Origin of the sequence: Rheinheimera mesophila (assembly GCF_000986865.1) — a bacterium.
In the GTDB taxonomy this organism is placed as follows: Bacteria; Pseudomonadota; Gammaproteobacteria; order Enterobacterales; family Alteromonadaceae; genus Pararheinheimera; species Pararheinheimera mesophila.
This window is the reverse complement of record NZ_LAVS01000001.1, coordinates 74961-101406: the sequence shown is the minus strand read 5'-3', so window position 1 is coordinate 101406 and position 26446 is coordinate 74961. Positions and strand designations below refer to the sequence as shown.

The following is a 26446-nucleotide window of genomic DNA, read 5'->3' as shown; positions in this document are numbered from 1 at the left end:
CCGATAAGCTTCATAATACTTTCATCTCTTCATTTTTTGGTTTGATATGCGCCTGTTGGTTTTATTGCTACTGACGCTGCTTGCAGCACTTCAACACCGCTTGTGGCTTGGCCAACACAGCGTGATGGAGTATTGGGCGCATAAAACGGAATTGGCGAAGCTGGAACAACAAAATGAAGCGCTGGCCAAACGTAATAAATTACTTAAAGCCGACGTCACTGACCTGCAAATAGGTTTGGATGCGATTGAAGAGCGTGCCCGTAATGAGTTGGGTTTGATTAAAAAAGACGAAGTATTTTTCCGGATTATTAGCCCGCTGGACAAAAAATGACCGCTATTCCTGCTATTGCGACTGTGATCCCGGCCGCTGGTGTTGGCAAACGAATGCAGGCGGATAAGCCCAAACAGTATCTGCCACTTTGTGGCCTGACTGTGCTGGAGCAAACTCTGCATCGCTTAAAACAAGTTCCCGCGTTACAACAGTTTTATTTGGCATTAAGTCCGGATGACAGGTATTTTCCTGCATTGCCTTTAGCTACAGATCCACAAATCCAACGGCTGGACGGTGGTGCTGAACGCGCCCATTCAGTGCTCAATGCCTTGCTGCAGATTGAGGCTGAAGTTTTTCCCTGGGTGCTGGTGCATGATGCTGCCCGCCCTGTGGTACGGGTCAGTGATATTGAGCTGCTCATTCAGCGCTGTATTGCAACAGAGCAGGGCGGCATTTTAGCTACGCCAGTGCGCGATACCATGAAACGTGGCTCTGGCATCATTCAAGAGACCATTGATCGCAGCCATTTATGGCATGCCTACACTCCGCAACTGTTTCCGACCGCGCAGCTTCGAGAGGCGTTACAGCAAGCCTTAGCTCAGGGAGTGGCCGTTACTGACGAAGCCAGCGCGATGGAATGGGCCGGATGGCCAGTGCTTTTGGTACAAGGCCATGCGGACAATATCAAAATTACTCAGGCCGAAGATTTAGCTTTGGCCGCTTTTTATCTGGAGCATTCTGTATGATGCCGTTTCGTATTGGTCATGGTTTTGATGTGCACGCTTTTGGTGGTGAAGGCCCTGTTACTTTAGGTGGCGTGAAAATTCCTTACGAACAGGGTTTGCTGGCCCATTCAGACGGTGATGTGGTGCTGCATGCCGTGTCCGATGCCTTGTTAGGTGCTATGGCGTTAGGTGATATAGGCCATCATTTCCCGGACACAGATGCCGCTTTTAAAGGCATCGACAGCCGTATTTTATTGCGCAAGGTGTTTGCCGATGTCAAAGCGCTGGGGTATCAAGTAGGTAATCTGGACGTGACTATTATGGCGCAGGCACCAAAAATGGCGCCTCATATCGATGCGATGCGCGCTTGTATGGCTGAAGATCTGGTGTGTGGTTTGTCACAGGTGAATGTCAAAGCCACTACCACAGAGAAACTGGGTTTTGTTGGCCGTAAAGAAGGCATTGCTGTTGAAGCCGTTGTGCTGTTGGTAAAATCCTGATGCAACCAAAAGCCGAGCTGCCACAGTTAAGTTATCTGTACGGACAACCTGAAACTAGCGCTTTATTACGTGTGCAACCCGATGATTTTATTGTGCATGAAGAGCTAAGTTTTACACCGACTGGCGCCGGTGAGCATATGCTGTTGCTGGTGGAGAAAATTGGTCAGAATACTCAGTATGTTGCGAAATTATTGGCCGAACTGGCAGGCTGTAAAGCCCGTCAGGTTAGTTATGCGGGCTTAAAAGATCGCCATGCGGTGACCCGGCAGTGGTTTTGTCTGCCGGTGCCTATCAAACAGCAGTTGAACTGGCAGGACTGGACTATTGAGGGAGTAAAAATCCTCGACAGCATTCGTCATCAGCGCAGGTTAAAGTTAGGCTCGATAAAATACAACGAATTCATTCTGACCTTACGGGATGTCAGCGATATTCCAGCGTTGCTCGGGCGGTTAGCGTTAGTGAAACAAGGCGTACCGAATTATTACGGCGAGCAACGTTTTGGCATCCAGGGTGGTAATTTAGCTTTAGCCGAGCAACTGTTTTCCGGTGGTGGTATTGAAGATCGGAAAATACGCGGTTTAGCTTTGTCGGCCAGCCGATCTTTTTTGTTTAATTTACAGGTTGATGCCAGGGTTAGAGCCGGGACTTTTAACCAGCTTCTGGCGGGTGAAGTAGTGCAGTTGGATGGCTCTGGTTCCGTGTTTAAAGTGCCGCAGAGTGACGAGCGCTTAAATCAACGTTTGCTTGAGGCTGATATTCACCCCACAGCGGGATTGCCGGGTTTAGGTGAAGCGTTAACGACAGCCGATGCTTTGGCTTTTGAACAACAAAGCCTGAAGCCCTGGCAACATTGGGTGGATAAGCTCGCTGAGTTGAATGTCAGGGCAGAGCGGCGCAGTATCCGCGTCATCCCCATAGATTTAGCGGCCGAAGTACAAGGCCAGCATGTAAAAATTAGCTTTAAACTCTATTCTGGTTGCTTTGCCACTGCCGTGTTACGGGAGCTGGTGGATTACCAGGATGTGCAACGTAATTACGCCACTTTGGATTAATGTTCCGGCGGCGGGGGCAAATCATCAATGCGAATTTTATTAAGTAACGACGATGGCGTGTACGCCAAGGGGATACAGGTGCTGCAGCAGGCTCTATCTGCTATTGCAGAAGTCACTACGGTAGGACCCGATCGCAACTGCAGTGGGGCCAGTAATTCGCTCACTTTGTTAAATCCGTTACGAACTCAGCAGTTGGATAATGGTTTTATTGCAGTCAATGGTACGCCAACAGACTGTGTGCATTTGGCAATCAATCAGTTGTTGGCCAAAGCACCGGATCTAGTGGTGGCCGGTATTAATCATGGCGCTAATTTAGGCGACGATGTGCTGTATTCCGGCACTGTGGCTGCGGCAACAGAAGGGCGGCATCTGGGGTTGCCTGCTATTGCTGTGTCTTTGGCAGGCCGCGATGAGCAGCATTTTGCTACTGCTGCTTATGTCACAGTGCAGGTGATTAAAAAGCTCAAGTCCCAGCCATTGCCTGCGGATCAAATTCTGAATATCAATGTACCTGCAGTGCCATTAGAGCAACTGCGCGGCATTCAGGTCACCCGTTTAGGCCGCCGCCACAAGGCTGAAACTATGCAAAGTGCAATGGATCCATGGGGCAGACCTATTTATTGGTATGGCTCTTTAGGTCCTGAACTGGATGCCGGTCCTGGTACAGATTTTTATGCGATAGCACAAGGATATGCGTCTATTACGCCTTTGCATGTCGACATGACCGCCTATCGCAGCATGGAATTATTAACCGATTGGTTAGATGGAATTGAGTGTTAAGTTATGGCTGTAGTTACCCATCGCAGTGCCGCTGTATTGGCACAAAAGCTTCAACAGGATGGTATTCAGGACAGCAGAGTATTATCTGCTATCGCGCAGACGCCGCGGCATTTGTTTGTCGAAGCTGTGCTGGCGCATAAAGCTTATGAAAATACTGCTTTGCCGATAGGACAAGGCCAGACCATTTCACAGCCTTACATAGTGGCAAAAATGACTGAATTGCTGCTGCAATCACAGCAATGTCAGAAGGTACTGGAAATTGGCACAGGTTCTGGTTATCAGACCGCTGTGCTGGCACGTTTATTTTCACAGGTTTGTAGTGTTGAACGGATAAAGTCGCTGCAGTTTCAGGCGAAACGGCGTTTGCAACAGCTAGATTTACACAATGTTTCGATGAAACATGGCGATGGCTGGCTGGGCTGGGCCAGTAAAGCACCTTTTGACTGCATTATAGTCACGGCGGCACCTCATGAAGTACCGCAGGCGCTGTTACAACAGTTGTCGGAGGGGGGGCGTCTGGTGATCCCTGTGGGGGCTCAGGAACAAGTGTTACGGGTCTTTACCCGCTGCGGCGATGAGTTTGAACAAAAAGATGTAGAAGCGGTACGTTTTGTCCCGCTGGTGCCGGGTGAGCTGGCCTGACGGATATAAAAAGGAAAAAAAGTTGAAAATTTTTCAATGGATGTATGATAAAGCACTGTTGTGGGCAAAACATCGCCATGCCGAACGGTATTTAGCTGGTTTAAGTTTTACTGAATCTGTTATTTTTCCTATACCGCCAGACGTGATGCTGGCTCCTATGGCATTAGCACAACGGCATAAAGCCTGGCGTTTTGCCTGGGTTACGACCTTGTTTTCGGTATTGGGTGGCATTTGTGGCTACTTGCTCGGGTTATGGTTGTATGAACCACTAGTGTTGCCAACCGTCGAATATCTGGGCCATCAAGAGACGTTTGCCAAAGTAGAACACTGGTTTACTACCTATGGTGTGTGGGTGGTGTTTATTGCCGGTTTCTCTCCTATTCCTTATAAGTTATTTACTGTCGGCGCCGGACTGATGCAGATGGCATTTTTTCCTTTTGTGATTGCTTCTTTCATTGGCCGGGCCAGTCGGTTCTTTCTGGTGGCAGGCCTGATGTATTGGGGTGGTGAAAAAATGCAACAAAAGCTACGGGACATAGTCGACTGGCTGGGCTGGGGCACAGTAGCTCTGGGTGGAATCTTGTATCTGGTGTATCGCTAACTGATGAAGTATTGGAGTGTCTGTTGCCTGGTTCTGATCTTAACGGCTTGTAGCTCAAGAGAATCGCCAGCACCCGTCACTACACTCAATGACATCAAAAACTATTACAAAAAATATCCACAAGGTGAAACTGTCTCTGGTTATGTGGTTCAGGCCGGTGACACCTTGTATTCGCTCGCATTCAGGGCGGGTATGGATTACCGTGAACTGGCTCAGCTAAATCATATTCCACCACCATATCGGATTTTTGTAGGCCAAACTTTACGTTTTAGTAACAAAAAATACACTTCGATTCGCGGTGAACAACCTAATTCATCAGTTAAAGCGCCAAAATCGGTGGCTGCTGCAGGTAGAAATCAGTCAGCAACTCAAAGTAAATTAACAACTGCTAACAAAGCTGTTGCGCGCAACAACCAAACGGGTTATGTTCGAAAGCAGACAGTAAAGGAAAATGCAACTTCAGCAGAAAATTCTGTTTCCAGTTCTAAAGTCAGATGGTCGTGGCCAGTTCGTGGACCACTATTGGCTGGCTTCTCAAACGCTGAACATGGTAACAAAGGGTTGGATATAGGAGGGAAAGCTGGTACTCCTATAAAAGCAGCAGCGGCGGGTGAAGTGGTTTATGCAGGTAATGCACTAAGAGGCTACGGCAATCTGGTGATTATCCGTCACAACGACGACTTCTTAAGCGCTTATGCGCATAACCGAAAACTTCTGGTGAAAGAGCGTGATACTGTTGTAAGCGGACAAACTATAGCTGAAATGGGTGATACCGATGCGACCTCTGTCAGGCTGCATTTTGAAATCCGTTTCCGGGGTAAGTCTGTGGATCCAAAGCGATACCTAAAATAATTAAATATAATAAAAACATCACCCCGAAAGGGCGAAGAGGTAAGGATACCAGGCAGTTCAGGTGATACCCAAAGCTTGTAGAAGTGGGAGAAGGAAATGGGCCATAAAGATGACGATGATGTAATTGAATTTAAGGAAGCTGACTTAACAGACGATGTGATGTTAGCTGATGACGACAACGCTGAACCTGATTTAGCCGCTTTAGCAGCGGAAGAAGACAACACCCCAGACGACGTATTCACTGCCAATGATAGCCAGCGAGCTATGGACGCCACTCAGATTTATCTGGGTGAAATTGGTTTTTCCCCCCTGCTATCTGCCGAAGAAGAAGTGTATTTCTCCCGCCTTGCGCTCAAAGGCGACAAAGCTGCCCGTAAACGTATGATTGAAAGTAACTTACGTTTAGTGGTGAAAATTGCTCGTCGTTATATCAATCGTGGTTTAGCTTTGCTGGATCTGATTGAAGAAGGCAACTTAGGCTTGATCCGGGCGGTGGAAAAGTTTGATCCTGAACGTGGTTTTCGTTTTTCAACTTATGCGACCTGGTGGATCCGTCAAACCATAGAACGGGCCATTATGAATCAGACCCGCACTATTCGTTTGCCCATTCATGTTGTGAAAGAACTGAACATTTATTTGCGTGCAGCCCGTGAGTTGTCGCAGCGGCTGGATCATGAACCCACGCCGGAAGAAATTGCAGCAGCGCTGGACAGGCCTGTGGAAGAAGTGCGTAAGATGTTGAAGCTGAATGAAAAAATTACGTCAGTAGATACTCCTGTTGCGGGCTCTTCGGAAAAACAGTTGCTGGATGTGCTGGCCGATGAAAAAGAATTAGGCCCGGAAACTGAATTACAGGATGCCGATATTCGTCAGCATCTGGTGATTTGGCTGGATGAGCTTAATGCCAAACAACGCGAGGTTCTGGCCCGACGTTTTGGTTTATTAGGCTATGAGCCGTCGACGCTGGAAGATGTAGGTAAAGAAATTGGGTTAACCCGCGAACGGGTGCGACAAATTCAGGTGGAGGCACTGCGCCGTCTGCGTGAAATTGTCACCCATCAGGGTCTGAATATCGAAACCTTATTCCAGGAATAAGCCATGTAGTGCAGTGATCAGAAGCTGACTCTCTGATCTCTGCAGTCATGCTTTAAAAATTCAAGTCCATGTCATCACTCTCCTTTTCCAGTTCAAAACTAACCGTATTGCCATCCGAGCACAATTGCTGAATTTTACTCGGTACTCCTTCCGTCGTTAGCTCCACTAACCCTATACCCGCCGCATTGACCAGACGGCGGCCTTTGGTTTCACCTATGGGTTTGTGGTGCGTGATTTTCATCCGCCGTCTTTTGGTAAACCAGTTCAACGGTGAGCGGGAGGCGTACAGCCAGCGGTTGGCTGTATCCAACAAAGCGAGCAGCTTATGTGGAAACTCATTTTTCAGGCCACTGCTGGTCACTTGCCAAATGGATGGGCTTTGCTGTTTGTGCCTGAGCTTTACCTGAAAAACAAAACTGTAATGCACATCACCGGATAAAATGACAAAGTTGCGTGGGGTTTTTGGATGGCGGAATAAATTCAACAGTGCATAAGCAGAACCGGGATGAGTCATCCAGTTTTCAGCATCCACCATCAGTGGTTTACCAAAACTGGTAAATATCCGCTGAATAGTTTCAATCAGTTTCACACCAAACACAGGAGCGGGGGATACCAGCAATACCGCATCGTGCCCCAGCAGTTGTTGCTGTAATTCAGTAATAGCTTCCCAATCCATTAAACCTGAGGGTTTTTCCAGCGATAGTTCAGAGCGCCAGCGTTGAGTGCGGGTATCCAGCACCAACAAAGGCGGTTGGGTAGGCCAACTGTAATGCCAGTCAGAAAATTTGAGCAGACTATTAATGCATTCATCATGAGCTTCAGTGCCGGGTTGGCTCAGCGCCTGCTGGCATAAGGGAACTAACTTTTGTACTTTTTCCGGCGCATTACCAAAACCCTGAAACAGCAAATAACCCATCAGTGCATTGCCAATAATACGGCGGGAAAATGGATGTTCGTAAGCCGTTTGTTCCCACTCTGCGGTTAAATTCCAGTCGTCGGTAATATCATGATCATCAAACATCATAGCGACCGGCAGATGAGCCATTAGACGCCTGACCTGGCCTAAGCCTGCTTTAAAGTCCATCAGATTCTGACTGTAGCTTTTGCAGCGCTTCTGGCGCTCAGGGCTAAAACTATTGAGCACATCTTCCGGCATTTGCAACTCCAGCCCCTGCCATGGCGCAGGCGACCAGACCAGCAGGTACATCGAACATATCTCAGCAAAAGAAATCAAATGGTTATGCGCATTGTCTGTGGTGAAAACCGGCTTTTTAGCACCCTGAAATAGCTGTTTTAATACTTGATAACTGGCTTCAGTGGCCGGTAACAGTTTTTCGCGCTGGTAATAATAGGGCGTGTTGTTATGCAGCTCGTCACTTGAGCTTAAGGTTGCGCAAGGTAAAATTTCGTCGGCAAACTCCAGCCTGGCTATTAACTGATGAATGGCGTACAGCATAGGGGCAGCCACATCGTCTGTGTAGACCTGATCGCCACTTAACATTAACAGCGATGGCCATTGCGCTGGTGCTGTGTCCTTTAACTGCTGGTCAGCACGAACTAAACCATCTCTGGCACCAAAGTGGGGTTTACGGCAAGAACCATGCAACACCGAATGCACCTTGGGTTTAAGGATAAAACCCGGTAAATCCCGTCCCGGATAGACTAAATCGTCCGCCCACTGCCGCCAGTTTTGCCAATCGCTGTTGCTGGTTTTTAACTGCAGATCATAACTAATCCAGCGTTCTGTCGGCAGTGCCTGGCTCAGTTCAAGATCCAGCAACACCAGATGTAATTGACCGGCAAGCTGAATGTGTTGCACAAAAGGCTGTAGCTCTTTGGTGTCAAACTTCAGCATTTCACCTTGTTCAGGCTGAAGCTGAAGTTTGAATGCAACAGGTTCAGAAGTAGCGAACCAGAGACAAAGCCGCTTTGGGGTCAGGCGGCGTAACAGAGGGCCAGCCCATACCAGCGGGAGCTGACTGGCTGCTGTAGACAAACTTAGTTCAGAAATAACCCACTCCTTTTTTCAACCTGATGGTTACAAGCGCTCTTTGAGCTGATACAACAAATCCAGCGCCTGTCGGGCCGATAACTGATCCGGATCCAGAGCGGCCAGTTGCTCTAGTATGGGGTGAGGTTCGGCTTCGACAAATAATTGCTGCTGCAGCGGCTCTACTGTTTTGTTAGCAGGTGCTTTGGCACTGATAACGGACTGTTGTTCCAATTGGCTCAGTTTTTGTTTGGCTTTTTGGATCACCACCCGCGGCACACCGGCAAGCTGTGCCACCTGTAAACCATAACTTTTGCTGGCAGCACCGTCCTGCACCTGATGCATAAACACAATATGTTCATCGTGTTCTACCGCATCCAGATGGATATTGGCGAGGCCCTTTAACTGCGAGGCCAGCTCGGTCAGCTCAAAATAGTGGGTCGCAAATAAGGTCATGGCTTTGAGTTGCTGCGCCAGATAGTCAGCGCAGGCCCAGGCCAACGACAAACCATCATAAGTGCTGGTGCCACGGCCTATTTCATCCATCAGCACTAAACTCTGTGCCGTGGCATGATGCAAAATAGTGGCGGTTTCGGTCATTTCCACCATAAAAGTCGAGCGGCCCGACGCCAGATCATCGGATGCACCTACCCGGGTGAAAATGCGGTCAACCGGGCCTAATACAGCCTTGTCGGCTGGGACAAAGCTACCTATGTAAGCCATCAACACAATCAAAGCGTTCTGACGCATATAAGTTGATTTACCGCCCATGTTCGGGCCTGTGATCATCAGCATGCGCCGCTCTGGTGAGAGTTTTAACGGGTTGGCGATAAAAGGTTCTGTCATCACCTGTTCTACCACAGGATGACGACCTGCTTCTATCTCTATGCCAGGCTCTGGCGTGAGCTCTGGCTGATGGTAATTCAACTGTTCAGCCCGTTCTGCAAAGTTGGTCAGTAAATCCAGTTCGGCCAAAGCGGCGGACAGTTGCTGTAAATCAGCCAGATAAGGTGCTGTTAAATCAAATAATTCATCGTAGAGCTGCTTTTCCAGCGCCAAAGCTTTGCTTTGACTACCAAGCACTTTGTCTTCGTATTCTTTTAACTCAGGAATAATAAAACGTTCGTTATTTTTTAAGGTTTGGCGGCGAATATAGTCGGCTGGCACCTGATCGGCAGCGCTGCGGCCAGTTTCAATGTAATACCCAGCCACTCTGTTAAAACCTACCTTGAGTGAGGCGATGCCAGTGCGCTCTTTTTCGCGTTGCTCCAGTCGCTCCAGATAATCCGTGGCACCTGTAGCCAGCTCGCGCCACTGGTCCAGCTCGGCGTTGTAGCCCTGAGCTATTACTCCACCGTCCCGGATCAGCATGGGCGGGGAGTCGACTATAGCGCGCTCTAATAAATCACAAAGCGTTGGCAGAGGCTGGCATTTGGCAGCAAGCTGCGCCAATAAAGGACTTTGTAGTGTACTAAGTGCAGGTGCGAGTTCAGGCAATAATTGCAAAGCCGCACGTAAACGGGAGAAATCACGCGGCCTGGCGCTACGCAGGGCTAAACGGGCAATCACCCGTTCTGTATCCCCAACTTGTTTAAACCGCGGCTGTAGGCTCTGGTGATGCTGCTGCAATTCAGCCACAGCCTGATGCCGTGCGGCTACTAAGGCCTGATCACGCAGCGGCGCATGGATCCAGCGCTTGAGTAATCGACTGCCCATAGCGGTCTGGCATTGATCCAAAACGGCTGCAAGGGTATGGTCAAACTGACCTGCTAAAGTTTGGGTTAGTTCCAGGTTACGCCGGGTGGCTGCATCTAATACGATGCAGTCCTGATTGCGTTCAAGCGCAATAGAACGGATATGCGGCAACTGAGCACGTTGGGTGTCTTTGACATACCCCATTAAGCAGCCCGCAGCCATCAGCGCCACTGGGGCCTGTTCCACCCCAAAACTTTGTAAATCGCGGGTGCCAAATTGCTGGGTCAATAAACGTTTGGCATTGCTCAGCTCAAACTCCCAGACAGGGCGGCGACGCACGCCTTTGCGGTTGACGATGCTATCCGGCCAGTCCTGCGCTTCGGCATATAAAATTTCTGCCGGGTTTAACCGTTGTAATAGCGCCAATAAATCATCGATATGCGAAACTTCATTGACTAAAAAGCGGCCGCTGCTGACATCTAAGTAGGCAAACCCATAACTGCCTTTGTGCTGGTACAACGCTGACACCAGCGTATCCTGCCGTTCATTCAGCAGGGCTTCGTCTGTGACTGTGCCTGGGGTGACTATTCGCACTACGGCGCGTTCGACCGGGCCTTTACTTAAAGCCGGGTCGCCAATTTGTTCACAAATAGCTGCAGATTCGCCTAACTGCACTAAACGGGCTAAGTAGCCTTCAATCGAATGATAAGGCACGCCAGCCATTGGAATAGGCTGGCCAGCCGATTGGCCTCTTTTGGTTAGAGAAATATCCAATAGCGCAGCGGCTTTTTTGGCGTCATCGTAAAACAGCTCGTAAAAGTCACCCATCCGATAAAACAGCAAAATATCTGGATGCTGACTTTTCAGGCCAAGGTATTGTTGCATCATCGGCGTATGCGGGCTTAGGGCTTGCCCGTCTTTCTGTTCTGGCGGCATAATGACGTATTACTTCCTGCGTTGGATCAAAGATGACAATTCCAGTAACCACCTATCAATTGGCGGCGGAGCTCGGAGCGCTATTATTGCGGAAAAACTTCAGTATCACCACAGCAGAATCCTGCACTGGCGGTGGTATCGCTTACGTGTTGACCGCTGTGCCGGGAAGTTCTGCTTATCTGGACCGATCCTTTGTCACTTACAGCAATAAATCCAAACAGCAACTGCTGGGAGTGAAAGCCGAAACTTTATTGCAATACGGCGCTGTCAGTAAAGAAACAGTACTGGAAATGGCGGTGGGCGCAGCTAAAGCGGCGGCAGCAGATGTCGCTGTGGCGGTGTCTGGTATTGCCGGTCCTGATGGTGGCTCTGCCACTAAACCTGTGGGCACAGTACATTTTTGCTTTGAAATTCAGGGCCATCAGGTATTGTCGCAGCGCCTCTTTGATGGTGACAGAGCGACAGTGCGCCAGCAGGCGATCGATTTTGTGTTGCAGCAGCTCATCTTGTTATTGACAGACTAAAGCAAAAAGACTACTGTATGAGCATACAGCACTTTGAGTGCATCCAAGAATCCACCGGAGAGAGCAATGGACGACAATAAACAAAAAGCACTGACCGCCGCCTTAGGTCAAATCGAACGCCAGTTTGGTAAAGGTTCTATTATGCGTTTGGGCGACAGCACTGCGCTTGATATCGACTTTATTCCAACAGGTTCGTTAGGTTTGGATATAGCGCTCGGCATAGGCGGTTTGCCTTGTGGTCGTATTGTTGAGATCTACGGTCCTGAATCCTCAGGTAAAACCACTTTAACTCTACAGGTGGTGGCTGAAGCGCAGCGTATGGGGAAAACCTGTGCTTTTATCGATGCGGAACATGCGCTTGATCCGGTTTACGCCAAAAAATTAGGCGTTAACGTCGATGATTTATTAGTGTCTCAGCCGGATACAGGTGAACAGGCACTGGAAATTTGTGACATGTTAGTGCGCTCTGCTGCAGTAGACGTGGTGATTGTCGACTCGGTGGCAGCCTTAACACCACGTGCTGAAATTGAAGGGGATATGGGCGACAGCCATGTAGGTTTACAGGCGCGTTTAATGTCTCAGGCGCTGCGTAAACTGACAGGTAATATCAAACGCTCCAATACCTTATGTATTTTCATCAACCAAATCCGGATGAAAATTGGTGTGATGTTTGGATCGCCTGAAACCACCACAGGTGGTAACGCGTTAAAATTCTATGCGTCAGTGCGTTTAGATATCCGTCGTACCGGTTCAGTTAAAGAAGGTGACGAAGTCACAGGTAATGAAACCCGCGTTAAAGTGGTGAAAAACAAAGTCGCGCCACCCTTTAAACAAGCTGAATTTATTATTATGTACGGCGCTGGTATCAGCAAAGACGGTGAGTTAATTGACTTAGGTGTACTGCATAAATTGATCGACAAAGCTGGCGCCTGGTATGCCTATAAAGGTAACAAAATTGGTCAGGGTAAAGCCAACGCCATGAAGTACCTGCAGGAAAACCCTGCGGTGGCCAAAGAAATTGAAGCTGAGTTACGCCGTATGTTGTTACTGGAACCATCCAAAGGTGCACCGTCACCGGCAGAAGATTTTGGTATGGTGCCGGAAGATATGGACATGGATCTGTAAAGTAGAAGAATAACTGCAATAACAGAGATTCAGATGAAAACAAACCCGGCTCAGGCCGGGTTTGTTGTTTTTAAGGCACAGCTTTTTATCCTGTACCTCAGTCAGAAAGCTATGTCGTTGCAAGACTGACAAGGTTGTTTTTTTGGATAGTGTTACTTCGATTTATTTGGACGTCTAAACGTTTAGAAGTTGACATTTCCACTGCATTAAGCCAGAGTAACCTCATTTTTCAGCCTTGTCGGAGATACTATGCCTATTAAAGTCATTGATCAGTTACCTGCAGTGGAAGCTCTTTCTGCGGAGAATGTATTTGTCATGACCGAAAGCAGGGCTTTGTCACAGGATATCCGGCCGCTGAAAATCGCCATTCTGAATTTAATGCCAAACAAAGTCGCCACTGAAATTCAGTTATTGCGCTTATTGGCCAATAGCCCGTTGCAAGTGGATGTGGAGCTGATACGCCTTGATAACCATGTCAGCAAACACACGCCGCAAAATCATCTGGATTGTTTTTACCGCTATTTCTCTGATGTACAGCAGAAAAACTATGATGGTTTGATTATCACGGGGGCGCCTTTGGGTTTAGTCAATTACGAAGATGTCAGTTACTGGCCTCAATTGGCAGAAATTCTGACCTGGGCGGACCGTCATGTCACCTCCACTTTGTTTTTGTGCTGGGCTGCTCATGCGGCTTTGTATCATTATTACGGGTTGCAGCGCGAAATTCGTGGTGAAAAATTATCAGGGGTCTACTGGCAAAAGGTTTGTCAGCCATTAAGCCCATTAGTGCGGGGGTTTGACGATGAGTTTTTAGTACCGCATTCCCGTTATGCCCAGGTACCAAAGCAAAAATACCAGCAACACCCGGATTTGCACGTATTAGCAGAAGCGGACGTGACAGGAGCTTATTTGCTGCAAAACAGCAGTGGTAGCCGGGTTTTTGTTACAGGCCACCCTGAATATGATTTAACCACCTTAAATGATGAGTACCAGCGTGATCTGGCGGCAGGTCTTGAGCCAAAAATCCCTGAGAACTACTATAAACACAACGATCCGGCCAAGGGTCCCCATAAGTTATGGCAAAGTCATGCTTTTTTATTGTTCAGCAACTGGCTGAATTATTATGTGTACCAAGCCACACCTTTTGATATTCAGCAGATAGGGCAGCAGTTATGACCAATAGCCGTGTGTTAACTCCGGACGTCCTTCGTGCTCTGCTGGCAGAGCGTATTCTGGTGCTCGATGGAGCTATGGGCACCATGATCCAGCAGTATAAATTACAGGAAGCGGATTACCGTGGCACTGAGTTTGCCGACTGGCCCACTGATCTGAAAGGCAATAACGATTTATTGGTGCTGACCAAACCCGCATTAATTCTGGATATCCATCGGCAATATCTGGCGGCAGGGGCTGACATTATCGAAACCAATAGTTTTAACGCTACGCCCATCGCTATGGCGGATTACGATATGTCGCATCTATCAGCCCGAATCAATCGTGAGTCGGCCGCTTTAGCGCGCCGGGCCTGTGATGAATACAGCACACCGGACAAACCACGGTTTGTCGCCGGGGTACTAGGCCCTACCAATAGAACCGCCTCTATTTCACCCGATGTGAATGACCCGGGGTATCGTAATATCGATTTTGATACTTTAGTCAGCGCTTATGCCGAGTCGACCCATGCACTGATCGAAGGCGGTGCTGACATTATTATGCTGGAAACCATTTTTGATACGCTAAACGCCAAAGCCGCAGCTTTTGCTGTACTGCAGGTGTTTGATGAACTGGGCTACAGTTTACCTGTGATGATCTCCGGCACTATCACCGATGCCTCAGGTCGTACCTTATCCGGCCAAACCACAGAAGCTTTTTACCACTCTCTTTCTCATGTTGAGCCGGTCAGTTTTGGCCTGAACTGTGCTTTAGGCCCTGATTTATTGCGGCCTTATGTCGAGACGTTATCCGGTATTTCAGAATGTTATGTCTCAGTGCATCCAAACGCCGGCTTACCGAATGAATTTGGTGAATACGATTTAGGTGCAGCAGAGATGGCCAAAGAAATAGCTGACTGGGCCGAGCAGGGCTTTTTGAATATTGTCGGTGGCTGTTGTGGTACCACGCCTGAGCATATCAAAGCGATCAGCGCTGTAGTGGCAGGAAAGCCTGCTCGTCAGCCGAAACAGAAAACACACCAGTTTTATTTGTCTGGCCTGGAAGCCTTTGGTCTGGAGTGGTAATGCGACAACAAGCCCGTTTTATTAACGTTGGTGAACGTACTAACGTCACTGGCTCAGCCCGGTTTAAAAAGCTGATTTTAGAAGGCGAATACGAAAAAGCTTTGGATGTAGCACGCCAGCAGGTTGAAAATGGTGCGCAGATCATCGACATCAACATGGACGAGGCTATGCTCGATAGCAAGGCCGCCATGGTGCGTTACCTGAATTTACTGGCCTCTGAACCCGATATTTCCCGCGTGCCTATTATGGTCGACTCGTCGAAATGGGAGGTGATCGAAGCGGCGCTAAAATGTATTCAGGGCAAACCTGTTGTGAACTCTATTTCGCTGAAAGAAGGCATAGAGCCGTTTTTATATCAGGCTAAATTGTTGCGTCGTTATGGCGCGGCCGTGGTGGTGATGGCTTTTGATGAACAAGGTCAGGCCGATACCAAAGCGCGTAAAGTCGAAATCTGTCAGCGCGCTTATGACATTCTGGTCAATCAAATTGGTTTTCCGCCAGAAGATATCATTTTCGACCCAAATATCTTTGCTGTGGCCACAGGAATCGAAGAGCATAACAATTATGCGGTCGACTTTATTGAAGCCACCCGTGAAATCAAGCGCTTGTGCCCTTATGCCAAGATCTCTGGTGGTGTGTCGAATATCTCCTTTTCGTTCCGCGGTAACGACCCGGTGCGTGAAGCCATGCACTCGGTATTTTTGTACCACGCCATTGGTGCTGGTATGGATATGGGCATAGTCAACGCCGGTCAGTTGGCGGTCTATGACGATATTCCAGAGTTACTGCGCGAGCGGGTGGAAGATGTGATCTTAAACCGCCGCGATGATGCCACCGAGCGTTTACTAGATATTGCCGCCGAATTTAAAGGCGATGGTGCTGTGGCCGTTAAAGAAGATGAAGCCTGGCGCGCCTGGCCAGTCAATAAACGTCTTGAACATGCCTTGGTGAAAGGCATCACCGACTTTATCGATCAGGACACCGAAGAAGCCCGTTTAACGGTAGAGCGGCCTTTGCATGTAATTGAAGGCCCGCTGATGGACGGCATGAACGTGGTCGGTGACTTATTTGGTGAAGGCAAAATGTTTCTGCCTCAGGTAGTGAAATCGGCCCGGGTGATGAAAAAAGCTGTGGCTTATTTACAACCTTTTATCGAACTGGAAAAAGCCGGCACTGGCGCTCAGGCGCAGGGCAAAGTGCTGATGGCCACAGTCAAAGGTGATGTGCACGACATAGGCAAAAACATTGTCGGTGTAGTGCTGCAGTGCAATAACTATGAAGTCATCGACCTTGGCGTGATGGTGCCTTGTGCGACTTTGCTGCAAAAAGCCAAAGAGCTGAATGTTGATATTATTGGCTTGTCTGGCCTTATTACGCCTTCTTTGGATGAGATGGTGCATGTGGCGAAAGAAATGAGCCGCTTAGGTTTTGATATCCCGTTACTGATAGGCGGCGCTACCACGTCCAAAGCTCATACTGCGATCAAAATTGCGCCCAATTACCCACATGGTGTGGTCTATGTGCCCAATGCGTCGCGCAGCGTCTCAGTGGTGCAGTCGCTTATTAGCAAAGAACATAAACCGGCCTTTTTACAGCGGGTCAATGACGAATACGACAGAGCCCGTGATCAGCATGCCCGCAGCCGCCCTGGTGAAAAGTTACTGACGCTGGAGCAAGCCAGAGCCAATAAATTCCGGCTGGATTTAACCAAAGTGGCTGCTGCACCAAAACACCCTGGTGTGCATTTATGGCAGGATGTGGACCTACAGGTCCTGCGCGATTACATCGACTGGACACCATTTTTCCTGACCTGGCAGTTATCCGGTAAATTTCCGGCCATTTTGAATCACCCTGAAGTGGGTATGGAAGCTCGCCGGGTGCACAAAGATGCCAATGCCATTCTGGATTTAATGATCCGGCAGAACAAAGTGCAGGGCAAAGCCGTGTTTGGTTTCTTTCCGGCCAATAGTGACGGTGACGACATTATTGTCTACACCGATGAGAGCAGAACAGTGGAGCGTTGTCGTTTATTTAATTTACGGCAGCAATTGCAGCTACGTAACGACAATCCCAACTGTTGCTTAGCCGACTTCGTGGCGCCTGTCGGGTCGGGCATTGCCGACTATATAGGCGGTTTTGCCGTCAGCACAGGCTTTGGCGCCGATGAACTGGCGGATAAATTTGCCGCCCAGCACGATGATTACAACAGCATTATGGTCAAAGCCTTGGCAGACCGTCTGGCCGAAGCCTTAGCTGAATACCTGCATATGAAAGTGCGTCGTGAATTCTGGGGTTATGCGCCGGATGAAAAGCTGGATAACGAGCAGCTTATTCGTGAGTTGTATCAGGGCATCAGGCCCGCGCCCGGTTATCCGGCCTGTCCTGAACACACAGAAAAAGCCACCTTGTGGCAACTGCTGGATGTAGAAGCCCAAACAGGTATAAAGCTCACGGAAAGTTACGCCATGTGGCCAGGCGCTGCGGTTAGTGGTTGGTACTTTGCCCATCCGGATAGTAAATACTTTGCGGTCAGTAAAATTGGCACAGATCAAAAAGATGAATACGCCGCGAAAAAAGGCTGGACTGCAGAACAAGCTGAAAGCTGGTTAGCACCGAATTTAGGTTAAGGATGGCAGAGCCAGAGCTCTGCCCCTGAATTTAACTGGCGATAGCCGGGTCAACAATAAAACGTTGCAACATTTTAGCGACCTGTCGCTCCGGTAAATCAAATTTAATGCCCAAAGATAACTCCTGTAGTTCCAGATGACAGTTCATTATTTCGCCGGGTAACTGAATTCGCTCTTCTTCGCCTGGCACCAACAGCTCCATCATGACGGCCACTTTATTGATCTGACTGGCATGTGCGTGCAGTTTCATTGAAAAACGACAGCCACAAGGCGAAATATCAATCACAAAGCCGTTATAGAGCGAAAAAGTCTCGGGCAAAGCCCCTTGTTCTACCGGACTGACATAAGCCGGAATAAAGGCCCGGATCCGTTGTTTGGCCCGTAAAGAGCGATTTTCGATTTCCTGAGGGTATTCGAGAAATAACAGATGTACCGGATGATGCGACACGGTTTTAATCATGGCCCGAAAGGCAATGCATTCGCCTAATTCACCTTCCAGCAAACAACGTACTACCGTCATATTGCCCTCAGCAAAAATATCCTTATAGCCGCCATCAATCACCTGTTGTGGCAGTTTTAATACCAGATAGCGATTTTTTTCATAGCCGACCAAAGAGGTCCGGATCCTTAAGCTGCTGGGTTGCGAAAATTGCAAATCGACCAAAGAACCTGGGTGTAAATGGCGAATTTTTTCATGGACGACGGGTGAATGTGACGATTGTTCCATCGATAGTCACCTCTTGCTGGTTATTTGAACAAAATAGTAGCTTTGATTAATAGTGCAAATATGATAAATATGCAAAGATATTTTCTGCTATAGGTACTAGATTTTCTAAATTTACCGAAGGACGGAAAAATGGGATGAGAGGTTTGCTGCAGCACACGAAAGCAACTAAAAATACCCTATAGTTTAATCATCAAACACAAATGCAGATGATGGCTATGAAACTTGTTCTGAACCTTTGCCTGGTTGCACTGTTAGCAGGATGCCAGCAAAACAGTTTTCAGGGCCCGGCCCCGGAAACTTTGTTCAAGGATGATTTATTCCAGCCCATTTCAGGCTCTATCGAGAGCCCGGAACAGATTTTTGCTCTGCCTGAACCAACCATCACAGAGCTACAGTCCCTGATCCGGCCTGTGACGTCGGTGCAAGTAAAAACTGATTTGCTGCTGAATTATTTATTTTCAAAAAAAGGCAGTAGTTTGCTGTATCAAAATGATGCCACCTTAACCGCGGCTGAGACTCTGGCTGCAAGGCAAGCGAATTGTTTGTCTTTGACCATTTTATCCTACAGTCTGGCGCAGGAAATTGGTCTGTACGCCGAGTTCAGAGATATTAAGATCCCGGAATACTGGACGCAGAATAATGGCTACAGCTTGCTGAATGGTCATGTGAATCTCAAAATTGTTGGCGGTAAAAATGCGGGCATGGATGGGAGTCAAAGTTTTGATAAGTTTAATTACATCATTGATTTTGATGTAGAAAACAACAAGAGTCATTTTCCTTCCAGGCAATTGAAAAGAACTCAGGTGATCTCGATGTTCTACAACAACAAAGCGGCAGAGGCTATGGTGCATGGTCAGTATGATCTGTCCTATGCCTATCTAAAAGCGGCTGTTGCTGCCGACCCTACTGCTGCTGAAAACTGGAATAACCTTGCGGTGTTATACCGGCAAAAACAACAATATAAACTGGCTGAACAGGCTTATATTCTGGCAGGGCAGCTCGCTCCGGATCAGTTAAATCCGAAAGCAAATTTAGCTTTGTTGTATGAGGCCATTGGCGAAACTGAAAAAGCTGAGCAGCTCAGTCGTTTTGTCGCCGTCAGGAGAAATCAGAATCCGTATTATCACATTATGCTGGGTAATGAATCCTTGGCAGCGGGATTACCTGATAAAGCTATTCAACACTTTAAGCGCGGCCTGGTGTTGGACAAAAAATCATCTGAAGCCATGTTTGGATTAGCCAAAGCGCATCTGTCCTTGGGAATGCGGGATAAAGCGACTCATTATCTGCAATTGGCTGAACAATCGGCACCCAGCCGTAAAGATAAAGAACGCTATCAGGATAAGATCAGAGTGCTGACAACGGCCAGTGTACAGCATTGATCACAAAGGAGTCTTGTCGTGGTGAAACAGCAGTTGGCGGTGTATTTATGCTTCAGCCTGTTGGTTCTGCCGACATGGTTTCCCCTCAGGGCTCAGCCGCAATTGCTGCAGGATATTCAGCAGTTGTCCGATGATCGAATGGTTGGACGAAAAACGGCAGAAGCAGGAGCCGAGCTGGCCCGACTCTATATTCAACAGCGTTTTTCCGGCCTCCAATTAGACAGCCTGCAGGTCGATTTTCGCCACCCGTTTCAGTACAGTACAGGGTTTAGCCAACAGCAGGGCATTAACCTGATTGCCAGGTTAGCGGGCTGTAGCTGGCCTGATCGCTACATAGTGATGACAGCCCATTATGATCATCTGGGGATTGTGGCTGGAAAAATCTATAACGGTGCTGATGATAACGCATCAGGGGTCGCTACCATGCTGGCTTTAGCTGAGTTGTTAAAGAACCAGCCTTGCCCATCGTACAGTTATCTTTTTATCGCCACTGATGCCGAGGAATCGGGCTTGTACGGCGCGAAAGCATTTGTCGCATCACCTGCAGTGCCGCTTGAGCAAGTCGCTTTGAATCTCAATCTTGATATGCTCAGTCGTGGTGAGCGTTTTAATCAGTTGTATCTGTATGGTACTTTTTCCTTACCTGGCGTATCAGATTATTTGAAAAATCAGCAGTTTGCAGTGAAAGTGAAGTTAAGACACCGCGGCAAGGGGCTGCGAGGCCAGCACAGGTTGGATTGGGCCAATGCCAGTGATCATGCGCCATTTCGGCGGGCTGGTATTCCTTTTCTGTTTTTTGGTGTTGATGGTCACAGCCATTACCATACTGCAGAAGATGACTGGCAAAAGATTAAACCTGAGTATCTGCAGCGGATGTTTGACAGTCTGAGCCGGATTGTACTTTGGCTTGATCAGCAACCGCCTGCCTGGTATCAGGCGGCGCGTAAAAGCCAATGAGAGTCAGCGCAGCGTTATGGCGCCGGGATCCACTCAGGATCATCGGTTAAACGGGGGAAGTGACCGCTGTTCCAGTCCGCTTTGGCTTGTGCCAGGCGCTCTGGCGTCCGGGCTACAAAGTTCCAGTTCAGCAACACAGGGTCTGGTACTTCATCTCCACCTAACAGCATAAAATGCGCACCGTCATCTCCTGCCTGCACCGTCAGATCGTCAGTCATCACCAGCATTTGTCCTGCATTCAACTCTGGTTGTTTCAACGAGCCTTTGGCCAGATAAATCGCCAGTTGCTGTTCTGACTTGGGTAAAGTCAGACTGCTGCACGGATCCAGTTTCAGTTCGGCATAACAGCAGCGGGATGGAAAATTCACCACAGAGGTCTGGGAAAAATATTCACCCAGTAAGACTCTGATCTCACAGCCTGGTACCTGCATCGGCGGGAATAGAACCGCCGGGTAATGTTGAAACGAAGGCTCCGATTCGGCCTGATCTTCAGGTAACAGCAGCCAGATTTGCATGCCCTCGACCTGTACCTGGTCTTGCCGGATATCGGCTGGAATACGTTCAGAATGCGCTATGCCACGACCTGCACGCATCAGATTGATCGCACCAGGCTCAATCCGCTGCCGGGTGCCTAAAGTATCACTGTGTTGCATGGCGCCGGAAAACAAATAGGTGACAGTCGCCAGGCCAATATGCGGATGCTGACGCACATCCCCTTCGGTACTGCCTGCGACAAAAGTGGCGGGCCCCATATGATCGACAAAAATAAAAGGCCCAACCCGACGCTGAGCTTTGGCGGGTAATAACCGCTTGATCATAAAACCAATATCACGGGCCTGTGGCTGAATGATCATAGGCTCGCCCGGGATGGGTGGTGCTGCTTCGGTTTTCAGGCTGGTATGAACCTGAACTTCGCTTTGTGTCATCAATTTATGGATAGGGCATTTATCGGCTATCGCCAGTAACTGCTCGCGCTGCTCTGTGGTTAGATCACCGATCAACTCCAACCTGGCATGCAACTGGTACAAACCTTTACTTTCGGCGCTGTCATCCCGGCTGATTTCTACTTTGACTTCGTCTAACGGAATATGTTTGCGTTTGGCAAATAATTGTAACGTCATGGCTTTGCACGTCGCCACTGCTGCATCAAACAGATCATGTGGATCAGGCCCTGTCTCTGTTCCTCCGGCAGCCTGGGTTAAGTCTGCATTGATCTGATGGCTGTGGATCTGAATAGTCTGTCGTAATTGGCCAGGTGTATGTTGGCTGACGGTGATGGTCATAACTCAATCCTTTTGAAGGTAACTAAACTCAGCTTAACTTAAATTGACAAGCTGGTGTGTTATTCGTTCAGGTCTAAGCTTAGCTGGGCCGCAGCATATGCTGACTGAGTTTTGCGCTTCGATGGCCGTTTCCTGCTGGCGTGGCGCTGTATCACCTGACGTTTTTGTTCGCGCCACCACTGCGGATCCTGCTGTTGTTTACATTCCGTCAAACGCTGTTTGGCCAATCGCATGGCCTGTTGCAGCTCGACCACAGGTAAAGGGTAATCTCTGCCCAGCACACAGGCATAGTGTTGTTGTAACGACAACGGCATCAGCCAGGGTTGATGTAGCCAGCTATCGGGTAACAACGCCAGCTCCGGACACCAGCGCCTGATAAAGTGTCCTTGCGGATCTTTTTGTTGGCTTTGTAAAACAGGGTTGTACATCCGGTTGGGATTGATGCCTGTTGTACCAGCCTGCATCTGAATTTGGGGATAATGAATGCCGGGTTCATAGTCAACAAAACACTGCGCCAGATGCAGTGCCACAGGCCGCCAGTCCAGCCACAAGTGATAACAGGCAAAAGCCACTAACATGGCCCGGGCGCGAAAATGCAGCCAACCTGTGGCCAACAGACTACGCATACAGGCATCGATTAGCGGATAACCCGTATAGCCGTGCGACCAGGCCCAAAACCAGTCACTGTTAAAATCCTGTTTACGCAGCCGGGCGTAACCCGGATGCAGCGCTTCAGTTTCGATCAGCGGATCCGATTCCAATTTCTGAATAAAATGACAATGCCAACGTAATCTGCTGTAAAAGGACGATAAGCCAAAACTCAGGGCTGGTTGCTGTTTGATTGCCCGCAAGGTTTGTTGCTGCAAGGCCCGTAAACTCAACTGGCCATACGCCAGATAAGGACTCAGGCGTGAGCTGCTGTGCAGCGCTTTGTCGGGTAGTGAAATATGCCGGCTGTAGTCTTTGGCCCTGTGGCTAAAAAAGCTGTGTAGCGTGTCGGGCAAGGCTAGCGCGCTTTGCCCCTGACGACAAGGCGGTAAATCCAGCACTCGTTGTGGCCGGAACTGTTGTCTGAGCTGGCGGCCTGCAGATAAAAAAGTTAAAGCTTGTGGGGGCTGAAACAGGCTGCCGGATAAATACTGATCGGCTTGTTCAGCCCACAGGTCTCTGTCGTTTAAAGCACGAAATACCGCGTGTTGATGATACTCACGCCATGGGATCGCCAGTTCGTTCAGCAGTTGCTTTACTGCCAAATCGCGTTGAAATGTCCATAAGTTGCCGGTTTCTTCATGGCTCAGCACCTGACTGATCGGAAATTCCTTACACAACTGTCGGATCACTTGAGTGGCCGGGCCTTTGATCACAAACAAGGGTTGACCCAAGGCGGTCAGTTGCTGGTCCAAAAGCTGCAAAGCTTGCTCAATAAACAGCCATTGCCGTACTGAGGTATCAGGTTGTTGCCAATAATCCGGCTCAACAATATACAAAGGCAACACAGCGCCTTGCCGCGCTGCTTCTGCCAAAGGGCCATGGTCATGAATACGCAAATCGCGTTTAAACCAGACCAGACTGATCATGTGTTACTCTTGAGCTGCTTAAGATAAGGTAACCAGAACTCCTGCTGTTGGACTTTAGCCTCGGGCCAATGCACCAAAGCGCCTGCCGTGGTTTTTTCCGGCAGCCAGCGACGAACAAACTCACCGTGCGGGTCGTGAGTTAATGCCTGCTTGATCTGGTTAAACTGCCGGGCACCGCTATTACCAACACCGGCGATATAAGCCCAGTTACACCAATTGCTGGCGCAATCATAATCCAGTAAATGCTGCTCAAAAAAAGCGGCCCCCAAACGCCAGTCTTGCTGCAATTCAAAAATAAGATAGCTGGCGACATTTTGTCGGCCCCGGTTAGACATCCAGCCGGTATGCAACAACATGCGGATATTGGCGTCAACAAAAGGCAGACCAGTCTGGCCTTTGCACCAGAGTTCAAAACGCTTATCCGGCACAGGAGCAGAAAAATCCAGCGGCGGACGGAAGGCGTTTTTGCTAAACCAGGCGCTGCCGTGTTGCCGCATCTGCCAGCGGAAATATTCACGCCATAACAGCTCAAAACGGATCCAATAGGTGGATTCATTCGCCATCTGCTGTTGTTCAAAATCTACTACCTGCTGCCAGGCATAACAGGGCGATAAACTGCCATTGGCTAAATAAAAACACCATAAGCTGGTGTTCCAGTCGCCATCCAGGGCGTCACGGCTGTGTTTGTAATGAACAACAGCACGTTGCTGCCAGATAAACTTGCTTAAGCGCTCCAGAGCCGCCGCTTCGTTCAGTAATGCTGCTGTTGGGTTATGGTAACGGCTGATAAAGTCTGCGCTGTGGCTATCCAAAGCCTGGCCGGCGTCAGCATAAAACTGGCCGCTAAGCTGGACCTGTTGTGGTGGCTGCACCACCAAATCCGGTTCACGCTGTTTTCTGAAGGCGGAAAAACTTTTGGGTAGTGAGGCTAAATCTGGCCTGAGCTGGTGTTGCAACAGGCTATTGATGTCATACAACCTCAAACTCAGGCCGGTATTCTGTAGTTGTTGGTATTGTTCCGGTGCCGTCGGCTCTGCTGCAATCAGGCAGTGCGCCTGATAGTGCTGCGCTAACTGCTGCAGGGATGTGGTCGTGTCACCGATACGAAGATGCATAACCTGTAGTTTTTGCTGCCATTGTTGTTGCCAGTCCAGCAGGAGTTTTAATTGAGCCTGTAAACGCTGTGTGCTGGCGCGCCTGATGCCGTATTGTTCAGTCAAATACTCGGCGGGATCGAGCACTACAACGGCAATCAACTGATCAAAATCAGCCTGATCTGACAGCAGCAGATTGTCATGCCAGCGCAGCGCCTGATTGAACAACACCAAAGCACGTTTCATAACTGCTCCAGATGGATCAACAATTGCCGGGCCTTGTCGCTGATTTGCGCACGTTCTTCATCCGATTTGCGGTACCAATTCTGATAACTTAGCTGCATTCGGGCATTGCCGGACAGCAAGGCCTGATTACGTTCCAGAAAATTCCAGTACAAGGCGTTAAAAGGGCAGGCGTTCGGGCTGGTCGTTTCAGCCACATCGTACGCACAGCTTTTGCAGTAGTTACTCATCCGCTGAATGTACTTACCACTGGCTGCGTAAGGTTTAGAGGCTAATACACCTTCATCGGCAAATAAGGCCATCCCCAGTGTGTTCGGCAGCTCAACCCATTCATACGCATCGGCATACACCGCCAGATACCAGTTACAGACCTGCTCGACCGACAAACCCGCCAGCAGTGCAAAGTTTCCTGTCACCATCAGACGTTGGATATGGTGTGAATAGGCATGCTCTATGGTGTGGCTGATTGCTTGTTGCATACAGCGCATTTTTGTTTGAGCTGTCCAGTAATAGCCGGGCAAGGGGGTTTGAGCCTGCAAAAAATTACGCTCTTTGTACTCAGGCATCAGCAGCCAATACAAACCGCGGACAAATTCGCGCCAGCCAATCAATTGACGAATAAAACCCTCAGCGGCGTTCAGCGGCACTTTACCTTCTTTGTAAGCCAGCTCTACTTTCTGGCAGACCCAGCGCACATCCAACAAACCACAATTAAGGTACATCGAACAAATACTGTGGAACAGATGAGGTTCATCTAGTTGCATTGCATCCTGATAATCACCGAATAAAGGCAACTGATGCTCAACAAAATGCAAAAACGCCTGGCGAGCCTGCTTGCCCGTCACTGCATAACTAAACTGCTCGGCATTGCCCATATTAGTGGCAAACTGCTGCTGAACTAAGGCGATCACCTGTTGAGTGATCTCGTCGGGTTCAAACCTCAGTACAGGCGGCAACTGCTGTTTCGCAGACAGCGCTTTTCTGTTGCTGGCATCGAAGTTCCACTGTCCGCCCACCGGCAACCCGTCTTGCATCAAAAGACCTGTGTAACGGCGCATTTCGCGGTAGAAGTATTCCATCCGATACTGTTTTCTGTCTTGTGCCCAGTGCCGAAACATGGCTTTGCTGGCGATAAAACGGTCATCCTCCAGTTGAACCACAGGGCGCTGAAACTGGCTTTGCCAGCTTTGTATTTCCTGTTCCAGCCGGTATTCGCCGCACTCGGTGATACAAATCTGCTGTAACTGCGGATGACGGCGAAGCTCTATCGCCACAGCTTCGGTCAGACTACTGACTTTTTGCTGGTAGTCTATATAACTAACCTGGATCCCTTGTTGTTGCAGCACGGCAGCAAAATGCCGCATCGCACTGAAAATCAGTACAATTTTTTGTTTATGATGTGGGGTGTAACTGGCCTCACTGGCGACTTCGGCCATCAAGACCCGGTCTTGAGGTTGCACGTCACGTAAGCTCGACAAGGCAGGACTGAGCTGATCACCTAATACCAGAATTAACTTTGCCATCACTGATT

The 26446-nt window shown here is 48.9% G+C and carries 23 protein-coding genes; 16 read left to right on the top strand and 7 right to left on the bottom strand.

Features of this window, described 5'->3' with window-relative positions:
- Positions 1–46 precede the first annotated feature (46 nt).
- The 9 genes from ftsB to rpoS all read left to right on the top strand — a co-directional run bounded on the left by ftsB (position 47) and on the right by rpoS (position 6518).
- A complete protein-coding gene (ftsB, locus tag SD53_RS00475; protein ID WP_046518237.1) occupies positions 47–331 on the top strand; it encodes a cell division protein FtsB in 285 nt (94 codons plus the stop codon).
- Positions 328–1017, top strand: coding sequence for a 2-C-methyl-D-erythritol 4-phosphate cytidylyltransferase (gene ispD / locus SD53_RS00470; protein WP_046518236.1), 690 nt, complete (start codon positions 328–330; stop codon positions 1015–1017). The genes ftsB and ispD overlap by 4 nt, the downstream gene beginning before the upstream one ends.
- The gene (ispF, locus tag SD53_RS00465) at positions 1017–1496 is read left to right on the top strand and encodes a 2-C-methyl-D-erythritol 2,4-cyclodiphosphate synthase (protein ID WP_046518388.1); all 480 of its coding nucleotides are present in this window, start codon (positions 1017–1019) and stop codon (positions 1494–1496) included. The genes ispD and ispF overlap by 1 nt, the downstream gene beginning before the upstream one ends.
- The gene (gene truD / locus SD53_RS00460) at positions 1496–2548 is read left to right on the top strand and encodes a tRNA pseudouridine(13) synthase TruD (protein WP_046518235.1); all 1053 of its coding nucleotides are present in this window, start codon (positions 1496–1498) and stop codon (positions 2546–2548) included. The genes ispF and truD overlap by 1 nt, the downstream gene beginning before the upstream one ends.
- A gap of 27 nt (positions 2549–2575) precedes the next feature.
- Positions 2576–3328: a 5'/3'-nucleotidase SurE gene (gene surE / locus SD53_RS00455; protein ID WP_046518234.1), complete on the top strand. Its 753-nt coding sequence runs from the start codon at positions 2576–2578 to the stop codon at positions 3326–3328.
- Positions 3329–3331: 3 nt separating this feature from the next.
- Positions 3332–3970 (top strand): protein-L-isoaspartate(D-aspartate) O-methyltransferase, encoded by a 639-nt coding sequence (locus SD53_RS00450; RefSeq protein ID WP_046518233.1) that lies wholly within the window; start codon positions 3332–3334, stop codon positions 3968–3970.
- Between the two features lie 22 nt (positions 3971–3992).
- Positions 3993–4571, top strand: a complete 579-nt coding sequence (locus SD53_RS00445) for a YqaA family protein (RefSeq protein ID WP_046518387.1) — start codon at positions 3993–3995, stop codon at positions 4569–4571.
- A 192-nt stretch (positions 4572–4763) separates the two neighbouring features.
- Positions 4764–5423 carry a peptidoglycan DD-metalloendopeptidase family protein gene (locus SD53_RS00440; RefSeq protein ID WP_241481724.1) on the top strand — a complete coding sequence of 220 codons (660 nt, stop codon included), beginning with the start codon at positions 4764–4766 and terminating at the stop codon, positions 5421–5423.
- A 96-nt stretch (positions 5424–5519) separates the two neighbouring features.
- Positions 5520–6518 (top strand): RNA polymerase sigma factor RpoS, encoded by a 999-nt coding sequence (gene rpoS / locus SD53_RS00435; protein ID WP_046518231.1) that lies wholly within the window; start codon positions 5520–5522, stop codon positions 6516–6518.
- Between the two features lie 52 nt (positions 6519–6570).
- On the opposite strand, the gene SD53_RS00430 is transcribed toward rpoS, so the two are convergent.
- Together SD53_RS00430 and mutS are read right to left on the bottom strand one after the other, a co-directional pair.
- The gene (locus SD53_RS00430) at positions 6571–8514 is read right to left on the bottom strand and encodes an alkaline phosphatase D family protein (RefSeq protein WP_046518230.1); all 1944 of its coding nucleotides are present in this window, start codon (positions 8512–8514) and stop codon (positions 6571–6573) included.
- 42 nt (positions 8515–8556) lie between these two features.
- Positions 8557–11139: a DNA mismatch repair protein MutS gene (mutS, locus tag SD53_RS00425; protein ID WP_046518229.1), complete on the bottom strand. Its 2583-nt coding sequence runs from the start codon at positions 11137–11139 to the stop codon at positions 8557–8559.
- A 32-nt stretch (positions 11140–11171) separates the two neighbouring features.
- Here mutS and SD53_RS00420 point away from each other — a divergent pair, with 32 nt between their 5' ends.
- The 5 genes from SD53_RS00420 to metH all read left to right on the top strand — a co-directional run bounded on the left by SD53_RS00420 (position 11172) and on the right by metH (position 17652).
- Positions 11172–11663 (top strand): CinA family protein, encoded by a 492-nt coding sequence (locus tag SD53_RS00420; protein ID WP_046518228.1) that lies wholly within the window; start codon positions 11172–11174, stop codon positions 11661–11663.
- Between the two features lie 66 nt (positions 11664–11729).
- Positions 11730–12788, top strand: a complete 1059-nt coding sequence (gene recA / locus SD53_RS00415) for a recombinase RecA (protein WP_046518227.1) — start codon at positions 11730–11732, stop codon at positions 12786–12788.
- 249 nt (positions 12789–13037) lie between these two features.
- Positions 13038–13964 (top strand): homoserine O-acetyltransferase MetA, encoded by a 927-nt coding sequence (gene metA / locus SD53_RS00410; protein ID WP_046518226.1) that lies wholly within the window; start codon positions 13038–13040, stop codon positions 13962–13964.
- Positions 13961–15025 (top strand): homocysteine S-methyltransferase family protein, encoded by a 1065-nt coding sequence (locus SD53_RS18985; protein ID WP_046518225.1) that lies wholly within the window; start codon positions 13961–13963, stop codon positions 15023–15025. Before metA ends, SD53_RS18985 begins: the two co-directional genes overlap by 4 nt.
- Positions 15025–17652 carry a methionine synthase gene (gene metH / locus SD53_RS00400; RefSeq protein ID WP_046518224.1) on the top strand — a complete coding sequence of 876 codons (2628 nt, stop codon included), beginning with the start codon at positions 15025–15027 and terminating at the stop codon, positions 17650–17652. Before SD53_RS18985 ends, metH begins: the two co-directional genes overlap by 1 nt.
- Positions 17653–17683: 31 nt before the next feature.
- Here the strand turns inward: metH and SD53_RS00395 are convergent, their stop codons facing one another.
- Entirely contained in the window at positions 17684–18379 is a 696-nt protein-coding gene (locus SD53_RS00395; protein ID WP_046518223.1) for a flagellar brake domain-containing protein, read from the bottom strand.
- Between the two features lie 215 nt (positions 18380–18594).
- Between SD53_RS00395 and SD53_RS00390 the strand changes: the two genes are divergently transcribed.
- Together SD53_RS00390 and SD53_RS00385 are read left to right on the top strand one after the other, a co-directional pair.
- Positions 18595–19761 (top strand): tetratricopeptide repeat protein, encoded by a 1167-nt coding sequence (locus SD53_RS00390; RefSeq protein WP_052749193.1) that lies wholly within the window; start codon positions 18595–18597, stop codon positions 19759–19761.
- A gap of 18 nt (positions 19762–19779) precedes the next feature.
- Positions 19780–20718, top strand: a complete 939-nt coding sequence (locus tag SD53_RS00385) for a M28 family peptidase (RefSeq protein ID WP_052749192.1) — start codon at positions 19780–19782, stop codon at positions 20716–20718.
- A gap of 14 nt (positions 20719–20732) precedes the next feature.
- Here SD53_RS00385 and SD53_RS00380 read toward each other — a convergent pair whose 3' ends face one another.
- Genes SD53_RS00380 through SD53_RS00365 form a run of 4 tightly spaced genes read right to left on the bottom strand, consistent with a single transcriptional unit; the run spans position 20733 to position 26438 of the window.
- Positions 20733–22001 (bottom strand): pirin family protein, encoded by a 1269-nt coding sequence (locus tag SD53_RS00380; protein WP_082101732.1) that lies wholly within the window; start codon positions 21999–22001, stop codon positions 20733–20735.
- 59 nt (positions 22002–22060) lie between these two features.
- A complete protein-coding gene (locus tag SD53_RS00375; protein WP_173425674.1) occupies positions 22061–23578 on the bottom strand; it encodes a cryptochrome/deoxyribodipyrimidine photo-lyase family protein in 1518 nt (505 codons plus the stop codon).
- Positions 23575–24918 carry an FAD-binding domain-containing protein gene (locus SD53_RS00370; protein ID WP_046518222.1) on the bottom strand — a complete coding sequence of 448 codons (1344 nt, stop codon included), beginning with the start codon at positions 24916–24918 and terminating at the stop codon, positions 23575–23577. Before SD53_RS00370 ends, SD53_RS00375 begins: the two co-directional genes overlap by 4 nt.
- Positions 24915–26438, bottom strand: coding sequence for a cryptochrome/photolyase family protein (locus SD53_RS00365; RefSeq protein ID WP_046518221.1), 1524 nt, complete (start codon positions 26436–26438; stop codon positions 24915–24917). Before SD53_RS00365 ends, SD53_RS00370 begins: the two co-directional genes overlap by 4 nt.
- Positions 26439–26446 lie beyond the last annotated feature (8 nt).